The organism is Alkalihalophilus lindianensis, from assembly GCF_032843265.1.
GTDB lineage: Bacteria > Bacillota > Bacilli > Bacillales > Bacillaceae_D > Alkalihalophilus > Alkalihalophilus lindianensis.
On sequence record NZ_JAWJBA010000004.1, the window covers coordinates 207155 to 222812 of the forward strand.

The window sequence follows — 15658 nt, forward strand, 5'->3', positions numbered from 1 at the left end:
TGAACGTACATGGCAGATACATTATCACGTGTAACCGCGATCGTTGTTGATCGTTTAGGTGTGGAGGAAGCAGACGTAAAACCTGCAGCTTCTTTCAAAGATGATTTAGGGGCAGATTCATTAGATGTTGTTGAGCTTGTAATGGAGCTTGAAGATGAGTTTGATCTAGAAATTTCTGATGAAGAAGCAGAGAAAATTTCGACTGTTGCTGATGTCGTTGATTACATAAACAGCCGTCAGTAAGTGGTGAGGAGGGGCTGGGACATATTTAAGAGGTTTAACTCAGGATACGAACGAAGCTCTAAATGAGCGGATGAAATATACGTAGACCTCCTGCGGGATGAAAAGCAGAGGTGAGACCCAACAGTGCGTAGCACGAGGAGGCTCACCAGCTTCCCGCGGAAAGCGAAGTATATTTCAGGAGCGGTCTACATAGACCGCATCAGTAATGTTCGATTTTCCATAAGTTAAAATACTTTTGTCCCAGCCTCTTGCTTTACAAAAGCAGGGGGAGTCCTGTATAAATAGCAAATTTTCAAAGTGTTGGAGGTCAACATGCCGCAATCTTCTAAGAACCATCGTAAACCGAGATCAAATTATTATGACCGTAGGCGCCATAATCGTCGCCTCACATTGACCGAAGAACAAAAAAAACAATTTGATGAATTACTCGAAACAATTGATTTGACTTTTGAAAACCGTAAGTTATTAATCCAAGCATTTACTCATTCATCCTATGTGAATGAGCACCGTATCTACTCGTTTCAGGATAACGAGCGACTTGAATTTTTAGGAGACGCAGTTCTTGAACTGGCTGTTTCCCAATTTCTGTATAAAAAGTTTAGTTCCATGAGTGAAGGAGAAATGACGAAACTCCGTGCTTCAATCGTTTGTGAACCATCACTCGCTCGCTTTGCAGAAGACCTTGATTTTGGCAAATTGGTCTTGCTAGGCAAGGGTGAAGAGATGACAGGTGGTCGTGCACGACCTGCACTTCTAGCGGACGTATTTGAATCATTTATTGGAGCTCTTTATCTAGATCAAGGAATTGAAGCTGTTTATAAATTTTTGAGTCAAACGATGTATCCTAAAATTAACGATGGTGCTTTTTCTCATATGATGGATTTTAAAAGTCAATTGCAAGAATTTATTCAACGGGATAATCTTGGTCAAATCCAATATGTGATTGTTCAAGAAATAGGTCCTGCTCATAATCGTGAATTCGTTTCAGAAGTCCAGCTGAATGAACAGACATTAGGTGTGGGCTCTGGTCGGTCTAAAAAAGAAGCGGAGCAACATGCCGCGCAACAAGCATTGGTTAAATTAAGTAAGAAGTCTGATGTGTAAACAAAAAACGTACCAACTCCTAAGTGGGTTGGTACGTTTTTTTGTATTTTATCGCTTTCTCATTTTACCAAGTTCTGAAACAATCGCATCAAGTTCACTTACAGAGAAGGAATCTTTTTTGATGATCATTTCATAAATATCTCGCAAGTCTTCGTATTGATCTGTATCAAAACTTTTTGCATTCAGGGCCCCTGCGTTTACTATTTGTAATTTACGCTTAATTTCTTCAATCATAAATTCAATATTATCACGGCTAGTCGTTGATAAGTCCATGCATACACCTCATCTGAAATAGTAGTCAATTTATATCGTATCACATGACTGAACATTTGTCCCACCACGTTTGATCGTTTGTCTGCAGGGTTAAGGCTGTAGAAGAAACGACGGATGTATTCGTGTAGCTATTATGTTAAAATAGGAAAGTTGTTAAACTAGGTTAGGGGGAAGGATTATGTTCCTCAAACGACTAGAGGTCGTAGGATTTAAATCATTTGCAGAACAGATGAATATTGAATTTGTCCCAGGGGTTACAGCTGTTGTTGGCCCAAATGGGAGTGGGAAAAGTAACATTTCAGATGCGGTTCGATGGGTCTTAGGTGAACAATCTGCAAAATCGTTACGTGGGTCAAAAATGGAGGACATCATATTTGCCGGAAGTGATTCACGTAAGCGTCTTAATTATGCAGAAGTATCGCTAATTCTAGACAATGAAGACCAGCATCTTTCGATTGATTATAGTGAAGTAAGTGTGACAAGACGAGTGTACCGTTCAGGTGAGAGTGAGTACTTAATTAATAAACAATCATGCAGACTAAAAGACATCATCGATCTATTTTTAGATTCCGGACTTGGTCGTGAAGCCTATTCCATTATCGGTCAAGGAAAAGTAGAGGAAATTTTAAGTAGTAAGGCAGAAGATCGTCGTGTGATCTTTGAAGAGGCTGCAGGGGTACTTAAATATAAGACGCGAAAAGTTAAAGCTGAAAAAAGGTTGAACGAGACACAGGAGAATTTAATTCGGGTAGAAGATATTTTGCATGAGTTAAAAGCTCAAGTAGAGCCTCTTCAAATTCAAGCCTCCATTGCAAGGGATTACTTAGAGAAAAAAGAAGAACTAAAAGAAGTTGAAATTGCATTAATGGTTCATGAAATTGAAGAGCTTAACCAAGAATGGAATGAAGAAAAAGACAAATTACAAGGTCTTCATAAAGAACATGAAAAAAGACATCATAAACTCATTGAAATGGAAAATGAGTTGCAGACGTTACGCACACGTTCAAAGCAATTAGACGAAGAATTGAACAAAGCTCAAGGAGAATTACTTGAGGTTAGTGAAGAGCTTGAGAAGAATGAAGGAAAAAGAGAAGTATTAAAAGAACGTAAGAAAAATGCTTCTCAAAATAAAGAGCAATTAGAAAAGTCGATTCAACGAGCTCGCGGGCAAAAAGAAACACTTGAATTAGAATTGCAAGAAAAGCAAGTGAAAGTAAAGCAAGCTAAAGCAGGCGTTCAGGCTTTAAACGAACAAATTAAAACGAATGAAAAAAAGTTAAAACTGACTGAAGTCAATGTTGAAGAAGAGCTTGACCGTCTAAAGTCCGATTACATTGAAGTATTAAATGAACAAGCATCCATTCGAAATGAACGCAATTACCTACTAGAACAAAAGCGTCAACAATCGGTTAAGCAAACAAGACTAGTCGAAGAAAATGAAGATCTACTAACAAGTAGAGAACAAATGGCTAAAAAGCAAGAAGAAGCTCACAAAATCTTTTTAGAGAAAGAAGCAGAGCTTGAGAAAAATGTAGGACAATTTCGTAATTCTCAAACGAAATTAGAACAACTAAAAGCACGCTATCAAAAAAGAGAAGCAAAATTATATGAAGCCTATCAGCTTTTACAAAAAATGCAATCTCGGGCAGAAGTGCTAGAAGAAATGCAAGCAGATTTCTCCGGATTCTTTCATGGTGTAAAGGAAATCTTGAAAGCTAGAGATCATAAGCTTGAAGGAATCGTCGGTGCTGTTGCAGAATTAACGGTGGTGCCAAAGCAATATGAAACGGCTTTAGAAATCGCGCTTGGTGCAGCTTCTCAACATATTGTCGTTCAAAGTGAGCAACATGCAAGAGGAGCCATTGCCTTTTTGAAGCAGAACCGATTAGGGCGAGCAACATTTATGCCTTTGCCTGTTATGAAGGAAAGGCAAATACCTGATCATTTGCTTCACTCCTTATCACAACAATCAAGCTTTATAGGTGTGGCCTCAGATCTTCTTTCCTATGATTCACAATATGAGCGACTCTTCTCCCAACTCCTTGGACAAGTGATTATCGCACGCGATCTTGAAGGAGCTAACGCTTTAGCACGTTTAGCTAATCACAGATACCGTGTCGTTACACTTGAAGGGGATGTCGTCAACCCTGGTGGTTCGATGACCGGAGGGAGCATAAAGCAGAAGCAAACGCCGCTCTTAGGTCGTAAGCGAGAGCTAGAAGAGTTAACCGAGAATCTTACTAAGCTGAAAGAAACAGCCTATTCTCTTGAAAAAGAAGTGAAGAATACGAAGGTTGAGTTGACAAACGTAGAAGAAGAGATGGAGCAGTTTCGGGCATCCGGGGAAGAGGCGAGGTTGGCTTATCAAAATGCGAAGAGCTTCTTAAGAGAACTTGAGCTTGAAGCAAATAGCATGGAAGATCGATTTAACCGCTATGACCGTGAACAATCTAGTTTCACTTCTGAGGTTGAGAAGATGGATGAACGCCTTCGTGAACTCTCTGATAATGAAGCGTTAATGAAAAAGAAAGTTGTGGAGCTCGAAAATCAAGTGAAAGAGCTTGAACAAAGGCAAAAAGAACAGCAGCTTTCAAAAGAGACGATTGCAATCGAGTTAAATCAAGCGAAAATTGAGTATGCAGCCGTAAATGAACGTTATCTTGCCCAAAAAGTTCAAACTGAACAAGTGGAACATCGGTTTAAAGAGCTAGATATTGAAATCGTTGATTTAGAAGATCAATTGAACCTTCTACTGATTGAAGCGACTGACCGTACGGATGGAGAAGATACAATATCAAGTCGAATTGATCACAACAAACAGCGCAAAGAAATCATCGCGTCTAAGCTGACTCATTTGAAAAAAGAGCGGGTGGAAATAGACGATGCTTATATCGAACTTGAATCGACCATTAAAATGCAGCAAGGTGAACATCGATTAATTGCTGATGAATGTCGTCAACTTGAAGTGCGAGTAAACCGCTTAGATGTAGAATTAGATAGTCGATTGAACCACTTGAGAAATGAATATGAACTATCGTTTGAAGCAGCTCGTGCATCCTTTACCTTAACAATCGAATCCAAACAAGCGCGTACGAAAGTCAAGTTGATTAAACTAGCGATTGAAGAGCTTGGGTCGGTGAACATTGGTGCCATTGATGAATATGAGCGTGTTCGAGAGCGCTATGACTTTTTGATGGAGCAACAATCTGATCTTACAGAAGCTAAAGCAACGTTACATGAAGTCATTACTGAAATGGACGTTGAGATGACTAAGCGTTTCGAAGAGACTTATCTTATGATTCAAAAAGAGTTTAAAGGTGTCTTTAAAGAGTTATTTGGAGGCGGAGAAGCGGATCTTGTGTTGACGCATGCAGATGACCTCCTGCAGACTGGAGTCGAAATCATGGTCCGACCACCTGGGAAGAAGTTACAACACTTAGGTCTTCTCTCGGGAGGGGAACGTGCTTTAACGGCGATTGCTTTGTTATTTGCGATCCTTAAAGTTCGTCCTGTGCCGTTCTGTGTGTTAGATGAAGTGGAAGCGGCGCTTGATGAAGCAAATGTGAGTCGCTTTGCCAACTATTTAAAAGATTTTAGTGACTCCACCCAATTTATTGTGATTACTCATCGAAAAGGTACAATGGAAGAAGCCGATGTGTTATATGGTGTTACAATGCAAGAATCTGGAGTATCTAGACTTGTTTCAGTAAGACTAGAAGAAACGAAACAATTAATGGAAACCTAGGAGGTAGGCTATGAGCTTTTTTAAGAAACTAAAAGAAAAGTTAACGACCCAAACAACAGATGTAACTGATAAGTTTAAAACAGGTCTTGAGAAAACACGTGATTCATTTGCGACAAAAATGAATGAACTTGTCTATCGTTACCGCAAAGTGGATGAGGAATTTTTCGAAGAACTTGAAGATATATTAATTGGAGCAGATGTTGGCGTAAACACAGTTATGACGCTTATTGATGACTTGAAAGATGAGGTTAGACTCCGTAACATCAAAGATACAAAGGATATTCAACCTGTTATCTCTGAGAAATTAGCAGAACTTCTTCAAAAAGAAGAGGATGATGCGACGCTTAATATTCAAGTAGATGGCTTAACGGTTATTTTAGTAGTAGGTGTGAACGGGGTAGGGAAAACGACGACAATCGGAAAATTAGCCAATCACTTAAAACAAGATGGTAAGTCCGTTATGCTAGCTGCAGGAGACACATTCCGTGCTGGGGCCATTCAACAGCTTGAAGTATGGGGCGAACGTGTTGGGGTTGATGTGATTAAGCAGCAAGAAGGTTCGGATCCTGCTGCTGTTATGTACGATGCCCTCAAAGCCGCTAAGTCAAGACAGGTTGACGTATTAATTTGCGATACTGCAGGCCGCTTACAAAATAAAGTGAATCTTATGAACGAACTTGAGAAAGTGAAGCGTGTAATCGAGAGAGAAGTACCCTCAGCTCCTCATGAAGTCCTACTCGTGCTAGACGCTACAACGGGTCAAAATGCAATGAGCCAAGCTAAAACGTTTGGAAAAAGCACAGATGTTTCAGGGATTGTCTTAACAAAGCTTGATGGCACAGCAAAAGGGGGAATCGTACTTGCGATCCGTCACGAGCTAGATATACCGGTGAAGTTTGTTGGTCTTGGAGAGAAAGTAGATGACCTTCAACCTTTCCAAGCAGATCAATTTGTCTATGGTCTGTTTAAGGATATTCTTGAAGAACAAGAAGATCAGATTGAATCATAAATGATGAGTAATGTTACTCGCTTCAATGTGTGAATGGATAGTGATTTAACTTTGTTAAGAAAAAAACTTGACACGTAAATGCCTATCCTGTAAGATGTTATCTTGTAAAGGGAAATCACTTAACAAGGAGTTGAACGGTGTGCTAGACAAAACACTTCGAATGAATTATCTATTCGACTTTTATCAGTCACTATTGACACCTAAACAACGAAAATACATGTCATTGTATTACCTTGATGATTTTTCTTTAGGTGAAATTGCCGAAGAGTTTGAAGTTAGTCGCCAAGCTGTTTATGATAATATTAAGCGCACGGAAGCGATGCTAGAGGAGTATGAAGTAAAGTTGTCTTTACTCGTGAAGTTTGAACAACGTCAAGAGATATTAAACAACTTGAGAGCAGGAATCCAAAGCGACGCAACTCCTGAAGAGATCATAGACCACATTCAATCTCTTGAGAAATTGGACTAGGAGGCGACAACATGGCATTTGAAAGTTTAGCTGAACGACTGCAAGATACATTAACAAAGATTCGCGGAAAAGGAAAGGTAAGTGAACAAGACGTTAAAGAAATGATGCGTGAAGTTCGTTTGGCCCTCTTAGAAGCGGATGTTAACTTTAAAGTTGTTAAGCAATTTATCGCCAGTGTGAAAGAAAAAGCACTTGGTCAAGAAGTAATGAAAAGTCTTACCCCAGGTCAACAGGTCATTAAAGTAGTTAACGAAGAATTAACAGCTTTAATGGGTGGAGAGCAAAGCAAAATTGCTGTTGCCAATAAGCCACCAACTGTCGTGATGATGGTCGGTTTGCAAGGTGCTGGTAAAACAACAACTACTGCAAAGCTTGCCAATCACTTGCGCAAAAAGCACAATCGAAAGCCGATGCTTGTAGCAGCCGATATATATAGACCAGCCGCCATTCAACAACTAGAAACATTAGGAAAGCAATTGAACATGCCTGTTTTTTCACTCGGTGACCAAGTAAGTCCCGTTGAAATTGCCAAACAAGCAATCGCTAAGGCAAAAGAAGATCATCATGATTATGTGTTGATTGATACAGCCGGACGTCTTCATATTGATGAAGAATTGATGGGTGAGCTTAGAGATGTAAAAGAAATGGCAAAACCTGATGAGATTTTACTTGTTGTTGATGCTATGACGGGTCAAGATGCTGTAAATGTGGCTGAGAGCTTTAATGAGCAATTAGATGTAACCGGTGTTGTGTTAACGAAGTTAGATGGTGACACACGTGGTGGTGCAGCTATATCAGTTAAAGCTGTTACCAATACCCCGATTAAATTTGCGGGTATGGGTGAGAAGATTGATCAGCTTGAACCGTTCTATCCTGATCGTATGGCTGGAAGAATCCTTGGAATGGGTGATATGTTAACCCTTATTGAAAAGGCTCAGTCAAATGTTGATGAAGAGAAAGCGCGTGAGCTTGAGAAGAAAATGCGAACAATGGACTTTACGTTCGATGACTTCCTTGAACAGCTTGATCAAGTGAAAAGCATGGGTCCACTTGATGAAATTCTCAACATGATGCCGGGTATGAACAAAGCTAAAGGACTAAAGGATCTTAAAGTTGATGATAAACAACTTGTCAGAGTTGAAGCGATTGTTCGCTCTATGACGAAGGCAGAAAAGAAAGATCCAAGTCTTATGAATGCAAGTCGTCGCCGTCGTATTGCAAAAGGCAGTGGCACGACCATTCAAGATGTCAATCGTTTGCTGAAACAGTTTGAAGATATGAAGAAAATGATGAAGCAAATGACGAACATGACATCAGGTAAAGGTAAGAAAAAAGGCAAAGGCCTTGGAGGCTTAAAGCTTCCGTTCTAAAGAGGAAATCGTTTTTTTTAGACTGTAAAGGAAATTCCCTTGAAATCTAAGAAAATTGATGATATTATATACCATTGTGTTAACTATTTTTGGAGGTGTCTAACGAATGGCAGTAAAAATTCGTTTAAAACGTATGGGTTCAAAGAAAAGCCCATTTTATCGTGTAGTAGTAGCAGATTCTCGCGCACCGCGTGATGGTCGTTTCATCGAAGAGATTGGAACGTACAACCCATTAACTCAACCAGCTAAAGTTGATCTTAAAGAAGATAAGGCTGTTGACTGGATGTTAAAAGGTGCTAAACCTTCTGACACAGTTCGTAACCTATTCTCTAAAGCTGGGTTAATGGAAAAGCTTCACAACGCTAAGAATCAAAAATAATTCTTCTAGAAAAAGGAGAATGTGATGAAGTCTTTAGTTGAACACATTGCAAAAGCACTTGTTGATGAGCCCGAAGAAGTTCGTGTAACAGAGCAGCAAGATGGAGATACGATTTGCTTGAAACTATCCGTTCATCCTAGTGATGTTGGGAAAGTTATCGGTAAGCAAGGTCGGACAGCAAAAGCAATGCGCTCGCTTGTCTACGCAGCGGCTGTGCCAATGCAAAAGCGAGTAAGATTAGACATCGTCGATTAAACATCATGAAACAAAAAGGGTGAGGGCAACCTCTCCTTTTTTGTTTATCTATCACTTTTTAGGTAGGTGAAGGATGAACTCTTCAAGTAAGGGAGCAGGAATTCATGCTAAAATTACTACGCAACGCTCAAGTGAAGCACATCTTAACTAAATCCAAGCGTCTAGAAATAAGAGAGCAGTTAGAATCCGACTTACACCAATCAAAACGTGAATTAGCACAATTGACCTTCCATATGCAAAAAACATTAAAAGATTCCAAACTAAAACATAACGAACAGACGATTCGTGAACGATATAAGAAAGAATGTAAGCAAAAGCAAGATCAGATTCATACCCTTACCTTTAAACTCGAGCAACTTGGCCTTCTTACAGAGGGAATTGAAGTGGATGGGGAAACGGTAGAGACTATTGTTGAATTGACGGTAGGAGATAAATGGGTCGATGTCAATCGACCGATTGAGATTATACTTAAAGACGGAATCATTCAAGATATTCGAGAAAGTAGGAATGAAAAATGACGGAATTATTAAAAGTCGGAAAGATTGTTAATACTCATGGCGTGCGTGGGGAAATCCGTGTAATCTCTACAACTGATTTTGCTGAAGAGCGCTATGCCAAAGGTACGGAACTATGGATTGAGCACCCCGATACAAAAAAGAACACACCTGTTGTAGTAGCAAGTCATAGAGTTCATAAAAACTTTGATCTATTGACCTTTGAGGGCTACCATTCCATTAATGAAGTTGAACCATTTAAAGGAAGTACTTTATTAGTGACAAAAGATCAATTAAGTGAATTAGAAGAAAATGAATTCTACTACCACGAGATTATCGGATGTACCGTTTACACAGATCAGGATGAAGAATTAGGTAAAGTGAAAGAAATTATTGAGACTGGTGCAAATGATGTGTGGGTCATTCGCCGTTCATCTGGTGGAAAAGATATATTAATTCCATATATTAAAGACGTTGTAAAAGAAATTGATATAGAGGCTCGTACGATCTACATACAGTTGATGGAAGGCTTAGTGGAATGAAGATCGATGTTTTAACGCTTTTCCCTGAAATGTTTGAAGGGGTCTTTGGTTCATCAATCTTAAAAAAAGCCGCTGAAGAAGGACATGTTGAATTTCAAGCGATAGATTTTCGTCAGTACGCAACGAATAAACATAAAAAGGTCGATGACTACCCTTATGGTGGCGGGGCGGGTATGGTTCTGAGCCCACAACCGATTTTTGATGCGGTTCTTGCACGTGTGGAGAAAAGTAACTCAAAGCAGCCGCGCGTCATTATGCTTTGTCCTCAAGGGGAGAGGTATACGCAAACAAAAGCAGAAGAGCTTGCTCGTGAGGAGCACCTTATTCTATTATGTGGTCATTATGAAGGGTATGATGAGCGTGTGCGAGAACATCTAGTTACAGATGAGGTTTCGCTAGGTGATTACGTATTGACAGGTGGGGAGCTTGGAGCAATGGTTATTGCTGATAGTGTAACGCGTCTATTGCCTAATGTGTTAGGAAATGCGGAATCAGCTGTTACGGATTCGTTTTCAACAGGCTTATTAGAGCATCCACAATATACAAGGCCTGCTGATTTTAGAGGAATGCTTGTACCAGACGTTCTACTATCTGGTCACCATGCTAATATTGATGCTTGGCGTAAAAAAGAATCGCTAAGAAGAACCCTTCAGCGAAGGCCTGATTTGCTAGAATTACGTGAACTGACAAGAGAAGAAGAGGCTTGGTTAGCTAAATTAAAAAAAGAGTAGTAATGTAGGTTAAAAAAATGTATGATTCTATGCATTTATACTTGTGTCTTACTATCCTTTATGGTATTATATTCTTTGTGGCTTAGGCCAGTTACTACGATGTTCCGCTGCAGGAAATTCTGATAAGAGCATCTGTATGGAAGGAGTGGAATTATACGATGAACAACATTATTCGTGAAATTACAAATGAGCAATTACGTACAGATCTTCCTGCTTTCCGTCCTGGTGACACTTTAGTTATCGACGTTAAAGTTGTTGAGGGTACTCGTGAGCGTATTCAAAAATTCGAAGGTGTCGTGATCAAGCGTCGCGGTACTGGAGTTAGTGAAACTTTCACTGTTCGTAAAGTGTCTTATGGTGTAGGTGTTGAGCGTACATTCCCATTACATTCACCGAAAATCGCTAAGATTGACGTGAAGCGTCGCGGTAAAGTACGTCGTGCGAAACTTTACTATCTACGTGCATTACGTGGTAAAGCGGCTCGTATTAAAGAAATCCGATAAGAAATGTGAGAAGGAGCTTAGTTCGCTAAGCTCCTTCTTTTAAATTTAAAAAGTATTCACCGTATTCAATCCTATGCTAAAATAGAGAAATGATACATATATTGGGGGCAGAAAGATGGAAAGCAGTAAGTCGAATTCATTTGAGTGGATGAAAGCTGTCGTTATAGCAATCGTTGTAGCATTTACAATCCGTTATTTTTTATTTGCTCCCATAGTGGTTGATGGTCAATCAATGATGCCTACACTAGAACATAGCGATCGAATGATTGTCAATAAAATTGGTTATGTCATCTCAGAACCGAAGCGATTTGATATTATTGTTTTTCACGCTCCAGGTGGGAAAGACTATATTAAACGAATCATTGGGCTCCCAGGTGATCATATCGAATATCGTGATGATGAATTGCTTGTAAATGGTGAAGTTGTAGAAGAGCCGTATCTTGATGAATTAAAAGAAGCGTATGGTGGAGAGTTTGTAACAAGGAATTTTGAACTGTCCGAAGCAATAGGAGGACAAATTGTTCCAGATGATCATTTATTTGTGTTAGGGGATAATAGACATAACAGTCTAGATTCACGAGATATAGGTGCGATTCATAAAGACGAAGTAATTGGCAAGGCAAATCTCGTGTTCTGGCCATTTGAAAATATAGGATTTGTAGAGTAGGTGATGGCAGTGGCAATACAATGGTTTCCTGGTCATATGGCCAAGGCAAGAAGAGAAGTAACGGAAAAACTAAAATTGATTGATGTCGTGATCGAATTAGTGGATGCAAGACTTCCACTTTCATCAAGAAATCCAATGATGGATGAGATTGTTGGACAAAAGCCTCGGCTTGTATTATTAAATAAGGCTGATTTAGCTGATCCTAATGCAACGAAAGAGTGGGCGAAGTATTTTGAAGCGAACGGAGCGACTGTTCTTGCAATTAATGCCCAAACGGGAAAAGGGACAGAGAAGATTTCTGGTGCAGCTCGTAAGTTAGCTGTTTCTCTCTTTGAAAAGTGGAAAGCCAAAGGGATGAAGCCAAGGGCGATTCGAGGGATGATTCTTGGTATACCGAACGTCGGTAAATCAACATTAATCAATCGATTAGCTTCAAAGAAAATTGCTAAAGTGGGCGATCGTCCTGGTGTCACGAAAAAACAACAATGGATTAAAGTTGGAAATGATGAGCTTGAACTTTTAGACACCCCAGGGATCTTGTGGCCAAAATTTGAAGACCAAATTATTGGCTACCGTCTTGCTGCGACTGGTGCTATAAAAGATGAGCTACTAGATTTTCAAGACATCGCCTTATTTGTATTGAATTATTTAAAGGAGCATTACCCAGAGCGTGTGAGTGAGAGATATAAGCTTGAAGAGGTACCAGAGGATGGACTTGCTCTATTTGATGCGATTGGCAAGAAGCGAGGATGCCTTCTTCCAGGCGGTTATATTGATTATGATAAGGCCGCAGAAATCATTTTAAGAGAATTACGTTCAGGTACACTTGGACAGATCACACTCGAACGACCACCTAACGCTTAATAAGCCGTGGAGACTTGAACAAGTCTTCTGCGGCTTTTCTTGTGACTATTCCCCTATTTCAATCGTAAAAAAGTTAAAATGAATGGAAATGAAGTCGATATAACAAAGGATAGGAGCAACTTGAATGAAACGTTTAGCTATAAAAGAAATTGAAACAAAACTATTTAGTCAAACAGACGTGAATGAAGAATGGTTAACTGAATTGCAAGAGGATGACCGTAAAGGGGTAGAACGTCTTCTGTTGAAATTCCGTAAACAACAAGAGATGCAAGAAAAGCTTACAATGATGCACGAAGAAATGCTTACATATGAGCGCGAGGGTTGGGGAAAAGGCTACACACATATAGCAGGTCTTGATGAAGTAGGTAGAGGACCACTTGCAGGGCCAGTAGTTTCAGCGGCAGTCATTTTACCGCAATCTGTTAACCTACCTGGATTAACAGATTCAAAAAAATTATCTAAAGAAAAGCGTGAGTACTTTTTTGAGGAAATTAAGAGCCAAGCGATTGCTCATGAAATTATGTTTGTTCCAGCTGATGAGATCGATAAGGTGAATATATACGAAGCTACAAAGCTTGCGATGCAACGAGCGATTGATCAATTGGACATTAAACCAGATTATTTACTTCTTGATGCAATGAAACTAGAAAATCAGCTCCCGCAAGTTTCCTTAATAAAGGGAGATCAGAAGAGTTTAACGATTGCAGCTAGCTCAGTACTTGCTAAAGTTGCTAGAGATCGTTATATGGAAGCATTAGAAGGGGAATTCCCAGGCTACGGCTTTGATCGCCATGTAGGGTACGGAACGCCTGTACATCTAGATGCGATGAAGCGATTAGGGATAACGAAGGAACACCGTAAATCATTTAAGCCAGTAGCAGACTGTATAAAATAAAAAGCAGGGAGGGTGAGGGGATGAACATAAAGGCGACCAGTCAGCTAATAACGAACCAATTGAGTCAGACATCGCGTTCACCACTCACATTTTTACCAGGGCATATTTTTCAAGGGAAAATTACAAAGCTTTTCCCCAATCATTTGGCTTCACTTTCCATTAATGGAATGCATCTGACGGCAAGACTTGAAGCGTCTTTAACGGTTGGTGGGCGATATTGGTTTGAAGTTCAAGAGGGGAGTGGGGTTCCTCGGTTAAAAGTCATTGAAAACTCAGGGAAACAATCGACTGAGTTGAGTACAGGTGTCAATCAACAAATGATACGAGAGTTAGGTCTACCTCAATCAAAAGCGATGGAAGCCCTTTTGCTACATTTATCAACTAATCAAATGACGCTGCCAAAAGCTGTATTAAAGGATGCCGCCCAACTATTAACCTCTCTTAATCGATACGACCGAGAGGCGATTGAAGTTGTACAGACTATGATACAAAAGAAATTACCCTTAACAAAAGATACAGCAAATGCCCTTCTATCCTTCCAAAAGGAACCGATGCTCCATCAACAATTGCAGCAATTAATGCATGCAACAGAGCAATCTGCACAGCGGCTAGAGCCTACCGTTCAACAACTTCAATCTGCTCTTAAATCATTTTTTAATCAAAGTCAATGGCAAGAATCACGTTCGCCGGTTCAACATCTTTTAAGTCAACTCATTCCATCTTCTTCAACAGAAGGGGAGAGACAAGCTGCTACATCTTTGCTTGTTAAAATGGGCGTGATGAATCCGAATGAAGACGTGCAATCGTTTTTAGCTAGGGTCCATCAAGCGGCTACTGCACCAGAAAACCAACCAGTAGTTAAGCAGCTTCTCCCACAAGCTACTATCCATTCCCTCACTCAATTGGAGCCTCAAGTAGCCCTTGAGAGAATGATGAACGCTTTAGCCATTCCTGCAGGAAAAGATGGCAGTATCCAATTGAATCAATTGCTGCAATTAGTTCAACCATCGCTTAAAGCAGCTGATCTAGAGGGTGTACTTTTAAAGATTTCTTCACAACAACTAACCAATGATGAACGAATTCAACTACAAACAACGCTAAATCAAACAGTACAGCCTAAGCAAATAGAAGGAATGCGCTCTCCTTTGTCTTCGTTGCAGCAAATCATATCACTATTAGGATATGACCATGAGAGTGAGATGTTCAAGCATCTACAAAATCCCAATCGTTCAGACTTCATACATACCGACCGGCTTAAGGGGATCTTGATGCAACTGCAAAATGAGCTACCTGAAGGCTTAAAAGAAAAAGTTGGAGAAGCTGTCCAGAGAATCACAGGAAGTCAGCTAATGGCAGTAGAACAACAAGGCCCCCTCCATCAAGTGTTGTTACAACTGCCCCTTGCACTAGGTAGTTTTCAGACGGATTTAACGGTGCAATGGGAAGGTAGACGTCAATCAAATGGACAACTTGACCCAAATCATTGCCGTATTCTTTTTTATTTAGAGCTTGAGAATCTGAATGAAATGATTGTAGATATGCAAATACAAAATCGAGTCATTTCTATAAATGTTTTTAATGAGTATGATAAGCCAACGAGTTTAATTTCGTTACTATTGCCGAGCTTGAAAGCAACGCTTGAGCAAAAGGATTATAAGCTTAATGCTTTTGGATGGAAAAAAATCACCGATTATGAGCAACCTAGCCATAAACCGTCCAATGAACAGGTATATAATAAGCGAGTGGACTACCGGGGAGTTGATATTCGCATATGAATCATGAAGCAAAAAAACAAGCAGTAGCCCTTCGATATGATTCAAATAAACAGCATTCGCCAGAAATCATTGCCAAAGGAAAGGGATTTATAGCGGAGGAATTAATTGAAAAAGCGACGAGTCACAATATACCTATTCAAGAAGATGCATCACTTGTAGAGTTGTTGGGGCAGCTTAACATTCATCAATCGATCCCACCAGAATTATATGAAGTTGTTGCCGAAGTATTTGCTTTCCTTTATCGCTTAGACAAAAATCAAACCTGATAGATCGTCTGTTAATCGGGCATACTACATCCCACACACCTTATTTAAAAGGTGAAAATCTTGTGGGAGGTTAG

18 protein-coding genes are annotated in these 15658 nt (G+C 39.8%); 17 read left to right on the plus strand and 1 reads right to left on the minus strand.

Annotation, left to right across the window (positions count from 1 at the left end; translation table 11 throughout):
- The first annotated feature begins 9 nt into the window (after positions 1–9).
- Positions 10–243, plus strand: a complete 234-nt coding sequence (gene acpP / locus RYX56_RS13600) for an acyl carrier protein (RefSeq protein WP_047973553.1) — start codon at positions 10–12, stop codon at positions 241–243.
- Between the two features lie 312 nt (positions 244–555).
- Positions 556–1347: a ribonuclease III gene (rnc, locus tag RYX56_RS13605; protein WP_317122581.1), complete on the plus strand. Its 792-nt coding sequence runs from the start codon at positions 556–558 to the stop codon at positions 1345–1347.
- 48 nt (positions 1348–1395) lie between these two features.
- Here the strand turns inward: rnc and RYX56_RS13610 are convergent, their stop codons facing one another.
- Positions 1396–1620: a DUF1128 domain-containing protein gene (locus tag RYX56_RS13610; protein WP_047973554.1), complete on the minus strand. Its 225-nt coding sequence runs from the start codon at positions 1618–1620 to the stop codon at positions 1396–1398.
- 178 nt (positions 1621–1798) lie between these two features.
- Here RYX56_RS13610 and smc point away from each other — a divergent pair, with 178 nt between their 5' ends.
- The 15 genes from smc (at position 1799) to RYX56_RS13685 (ending at position 15584) form a co-directional block, all read left to right on the plus strand.
- A complete protein-coding gene (gene smc, locus RYX56_RS13615; RefSeq protein ID WP_317122582.1) occupies positions 1799–5365 on the plus strand; it encodes a chromosome segregation protein SMC in 3567 nt (1188 codons plus the stop codon).
- A gap of 10 nt (positions 5366–5375) precedes the next feature.
- On the plus strand, positions 5376–6374 hold the full coding sequence (ftsY, locus tag RYX56_RS13620) for a signal recognition particle-docking protein FtsY (RefSeq protein WP_317122583.1): 999 nt from the start codon (positions 5376–5378) through the stop codon (positions 6372–6374).
- A gap of 94 nt (positions 6375–6468) precedes the next feature.
- The gene (locus tag RYX56_RS13625; protein WP_439108493.1) at positions 6469–6843 is read left to right on the plus strand and encodes a putative DNA-binding protein; all 375 of its coding nucleotides are present in this window, start codon (positions 6469–6471) and stop codon (positions 6841–6843) included.
- Between the two features lie 11 nt (positions 6844–6854).
- Positions 6855–8213 carry a signal recognition particle protein gene (gene ffh / locus RYX56_RS13630; RefSeq protein ID WP_317122585.1) on the plus strand — a complete coding sequence of 453 codons (1359 nt, stop codon included), beginning with the start codon at positions 6855–6857 and terminating at the stop codon, positions 8211–8213.
- A 106-nt stretch (positions 8214–8319) separates the two neighbouring features.
- Positions 8320–8592: a 30S ribosomal protein S16 gene (rpsP, locus tag RYX56_RS13635; RefSeq protein ID WP_317122586.1), complete on the plus strand. Its 273-nt coding sequence runs from the start codon at positions 8320–8322 to the stop codon at positions 8590–8592.
- A gap of 24 nt (positions 8593–8616) precedes the next feature.
- A complete protein-coding gene (locus RYX56_RS13640; RefSeq protein ID WP_317122587.1) occupies positions 8617–8847 on the plus strand; it encodes a KH domain-containing protein in 231 nt (76 codons plus the stop codon).
- A gap of 104 nt (positions 8848–8951) precedes the next feature.
- Positions 8952–9365, plus strand: a complete 414-nt coding sequence (locus RYX56_RS13645) for a YlqD family protein (RefSeq protein ID WP_317122588.1) — start codon at positions 8952–8954, stop codon at positions 9363–9365.
- A complete protein-coding gene (gene rimM / locus RYX56_RS13650) occupies positions 9362–9883 on the plus strand; it encodes a ribosome maturation factor RimM (RefSeq protein ID WP_317122589.1) in 522 nt (173 codons plus the stop codon). The genes RYX56_RS13645 and rimM overlap by 4 nt, the downstream gene beginning before the upstream one ends.
- Positions 9880–10614 (plus strand): tRNA (guanosine(37)-N1)-methyltransferase TrmD, encoded by a 735-nt coding sequence (gene trmD / locus RYX56_RS13655; RefSeq protein ID WP_317122590.1) that lies wholly within the window; start codon positions 9880–9882, stop codon positions 10612–10614. Before rimM ends, trmD begins: the two co-directional genes overlap by 4 nt.
- A 158-nt stretch (positions 10615–10772) precedes the next feature.
- Positions 10773–11117 (plus strand): 50S ribosomal protein L19, encoded by a 345-nt coding sequence (gene rplS, locus RYX56_RS13660; RefSeq protein ID WP_317122591.1) that lies wholly within the window; start codon positions 10773–10775, stop codon positions 11115–11117.
- Positions 11118–11232: 115 nt separating this feature from the next.
- A complete protein-coding gene (gene lepB, locus RYX56_RS13665; RefSeq protein WP_317122592.1) occupies positions 11233–11784 on the plus strand; it encodes a signal peptidase I in 552 nt (183 codons plus the stop codon).
- Between the two features lie 9 nt (positions 11785–11793).
- Positions 11794–12648, plus strand: a complete 855-nt coding sequence (gene ylqF / locus RYX56_RS13670) for a ribosome biogenesis GTPase YlqF (protein ID WP_317122593.1) — start codon at positions 11794–11796, stop codon at positions 12646–12648.
- Between the two features lie 124 nt (positions 12649–12772).
- Positions 12773–13543: a ribonuclease HII gene (gene rnhB / locus RYX56_RS13675; protein ID WP_317122594.1), complete on the plus strand. Its 771-nt coding sequence runs from the start codon at positions 12773–12775 to the stop codon at positions 13541–13543.
- Between the two features lie 20 nt (positions 13544–13563).
- Positions 13564–15318, plus strand: a complete 1755-nt coding sequence (locus tag RYX56_RS13680) for a hypothetical protein (protein ID WP_317122595.1) — start codon at positions 13564–13566, stop codon at positions 15316–15318.
- Positions 15315–15584 carry an EscU/YscU/HrcU family type III secretion system export apparatus switch protein gene (locus RYX56_RS13685; protein WP_317122596.1) on the plus strand — a complete coding sequence of 90 codons (270 nt, stop codon included), beginning with the start codon at positions 15315–15317 and terminating at the stop codon, positions 15582–15584. Before RYX56_RS13680 ends, RYX56_RS13685 begins: the two co-directional genes overlap by 4 nt.
- Positions 15585–15658: the final 74 nt, after the last annotated feature.

What these genes read in the sequence shown, in the direction of transcription:
- RYX56_RS13680 (WP_317122595.1), top strand. Translation starts at nt 13,564, where the DNA reads ATGAACATAAAGGCGACCAGTCAGCTAATAACGAACCAATTGAGTCAG.
- rnc (WP_317122581.1), top strand. Translation starts at nt 556, where the DNA reads ATGCCGCAATCTTCTAAGAACCATCGTAAACCGAGATCAAATTATTAT.
- ffh (WP_317122585.1), top strand. Translation starts at nt 6,855, where the DNA reads ATGGCATTTGAAAGTTTAGCTGAACGACTGCAAGATACATTAACAAAG.
- rimM (WP_317122589.1), top strand. Translation starts at nt 9,362, where the DNA reads ATGACGGAATTATTAAAAGTCGGAAAGATTGTTAATACTCATGGCGTG.
- acpP (WP_047973553.1), top strand. Translation starts at nt 10, where the DNA reads ATGGCAGATACATTATCACGTGTAACCGCGATCGTTGTTGATCGTTTA.
- rpsP (WP_317122586.1), top strand. Translation starts at nt 8,320, where the DNA reads ATGGCAGTAAAAATTCGTTTAAAACGTATGGGTTCAAAGAAAAGCCCA.
- trmD (WP_317122590.1), top strand. Translation starts at nt 9,880, where the DNA reads ATGAAGATCGATGTTTTAACGCTTTTCCCTGAAATGTTTGAAGGGGTC.
- RYX56_RS13685 (WP_317122596.1), top strand. Translation starts at nt 15,315, where the DNA reads ATGAATCATGAAGCAAAAAAACAAGCAGTAGCCCTTCGATATGATTCA.
- rnhB (WP_317122594.1), top strand. Translation starts at nt 12,773, where the DNA reads ATGAAACGTTTAGCTATAAAAGAAATTGAAACAAAACTATTTAGTCAA.
- lepB (WP_317122592.1), top strand. Translation starts at nt 11,233, where the DNA reads ATGGAAAGCAGTAAGTCGAATTCATTTGAGTGGATGAAAGCTGTCGTT.
- rplS (WP_317122591.1), top strand. Translation starts at nt 10,773, where the DNA reads ATGAACAACATTATTCGTGAAATTACAAATGAGCAATTACGTACAGAT.
- ftsY (WP_317122583.1), top strand. Translation starts at nt 5,376, where the DNA reads ATGAGCTTTTTTAAGAAACTAAAAGAAAAGTTAACGACCCAAACAACA.
- RYX56_RS13645 (WP_317122588.1), top strand. Translation starts at nt 8,952, where the DNA reads ATGCTAAAATTACTACGCAACGCTCAAGTGAAGCACATCTTAACTAAA.
- RYX56_RS13610 (WP_047973554.1), bottom strand. Translation starts at nt 1,620, where the DNA reads ATGGACTTATCAACGACTAGCCGTGATAATATTGAATTTATGATTGAA.
- RYX56_RS13625 (WP_439108493.1), top strand. Translation starts at nt 6,469, where the DNA reads ATGTTATCTTGTAAAGGGAAATCACTTAACAAGGAGTTGAACGGTGTG.
- RYX56_RS13640 (WP_317122587.1), top strand. Translation starts at nt 8,617, where the DNA reads ATGAAGTCTTTAGTTGAACACATTGCAAAAGCACTTGTTGATGAGCCC.
- smc (WP_317122582.1), top strand. Translation starts at nt 1,799, where the DNA reads ATGTTCCTCAAACGACTAGAGGTCGTAGGATTTAAATCATTTGCAGAA.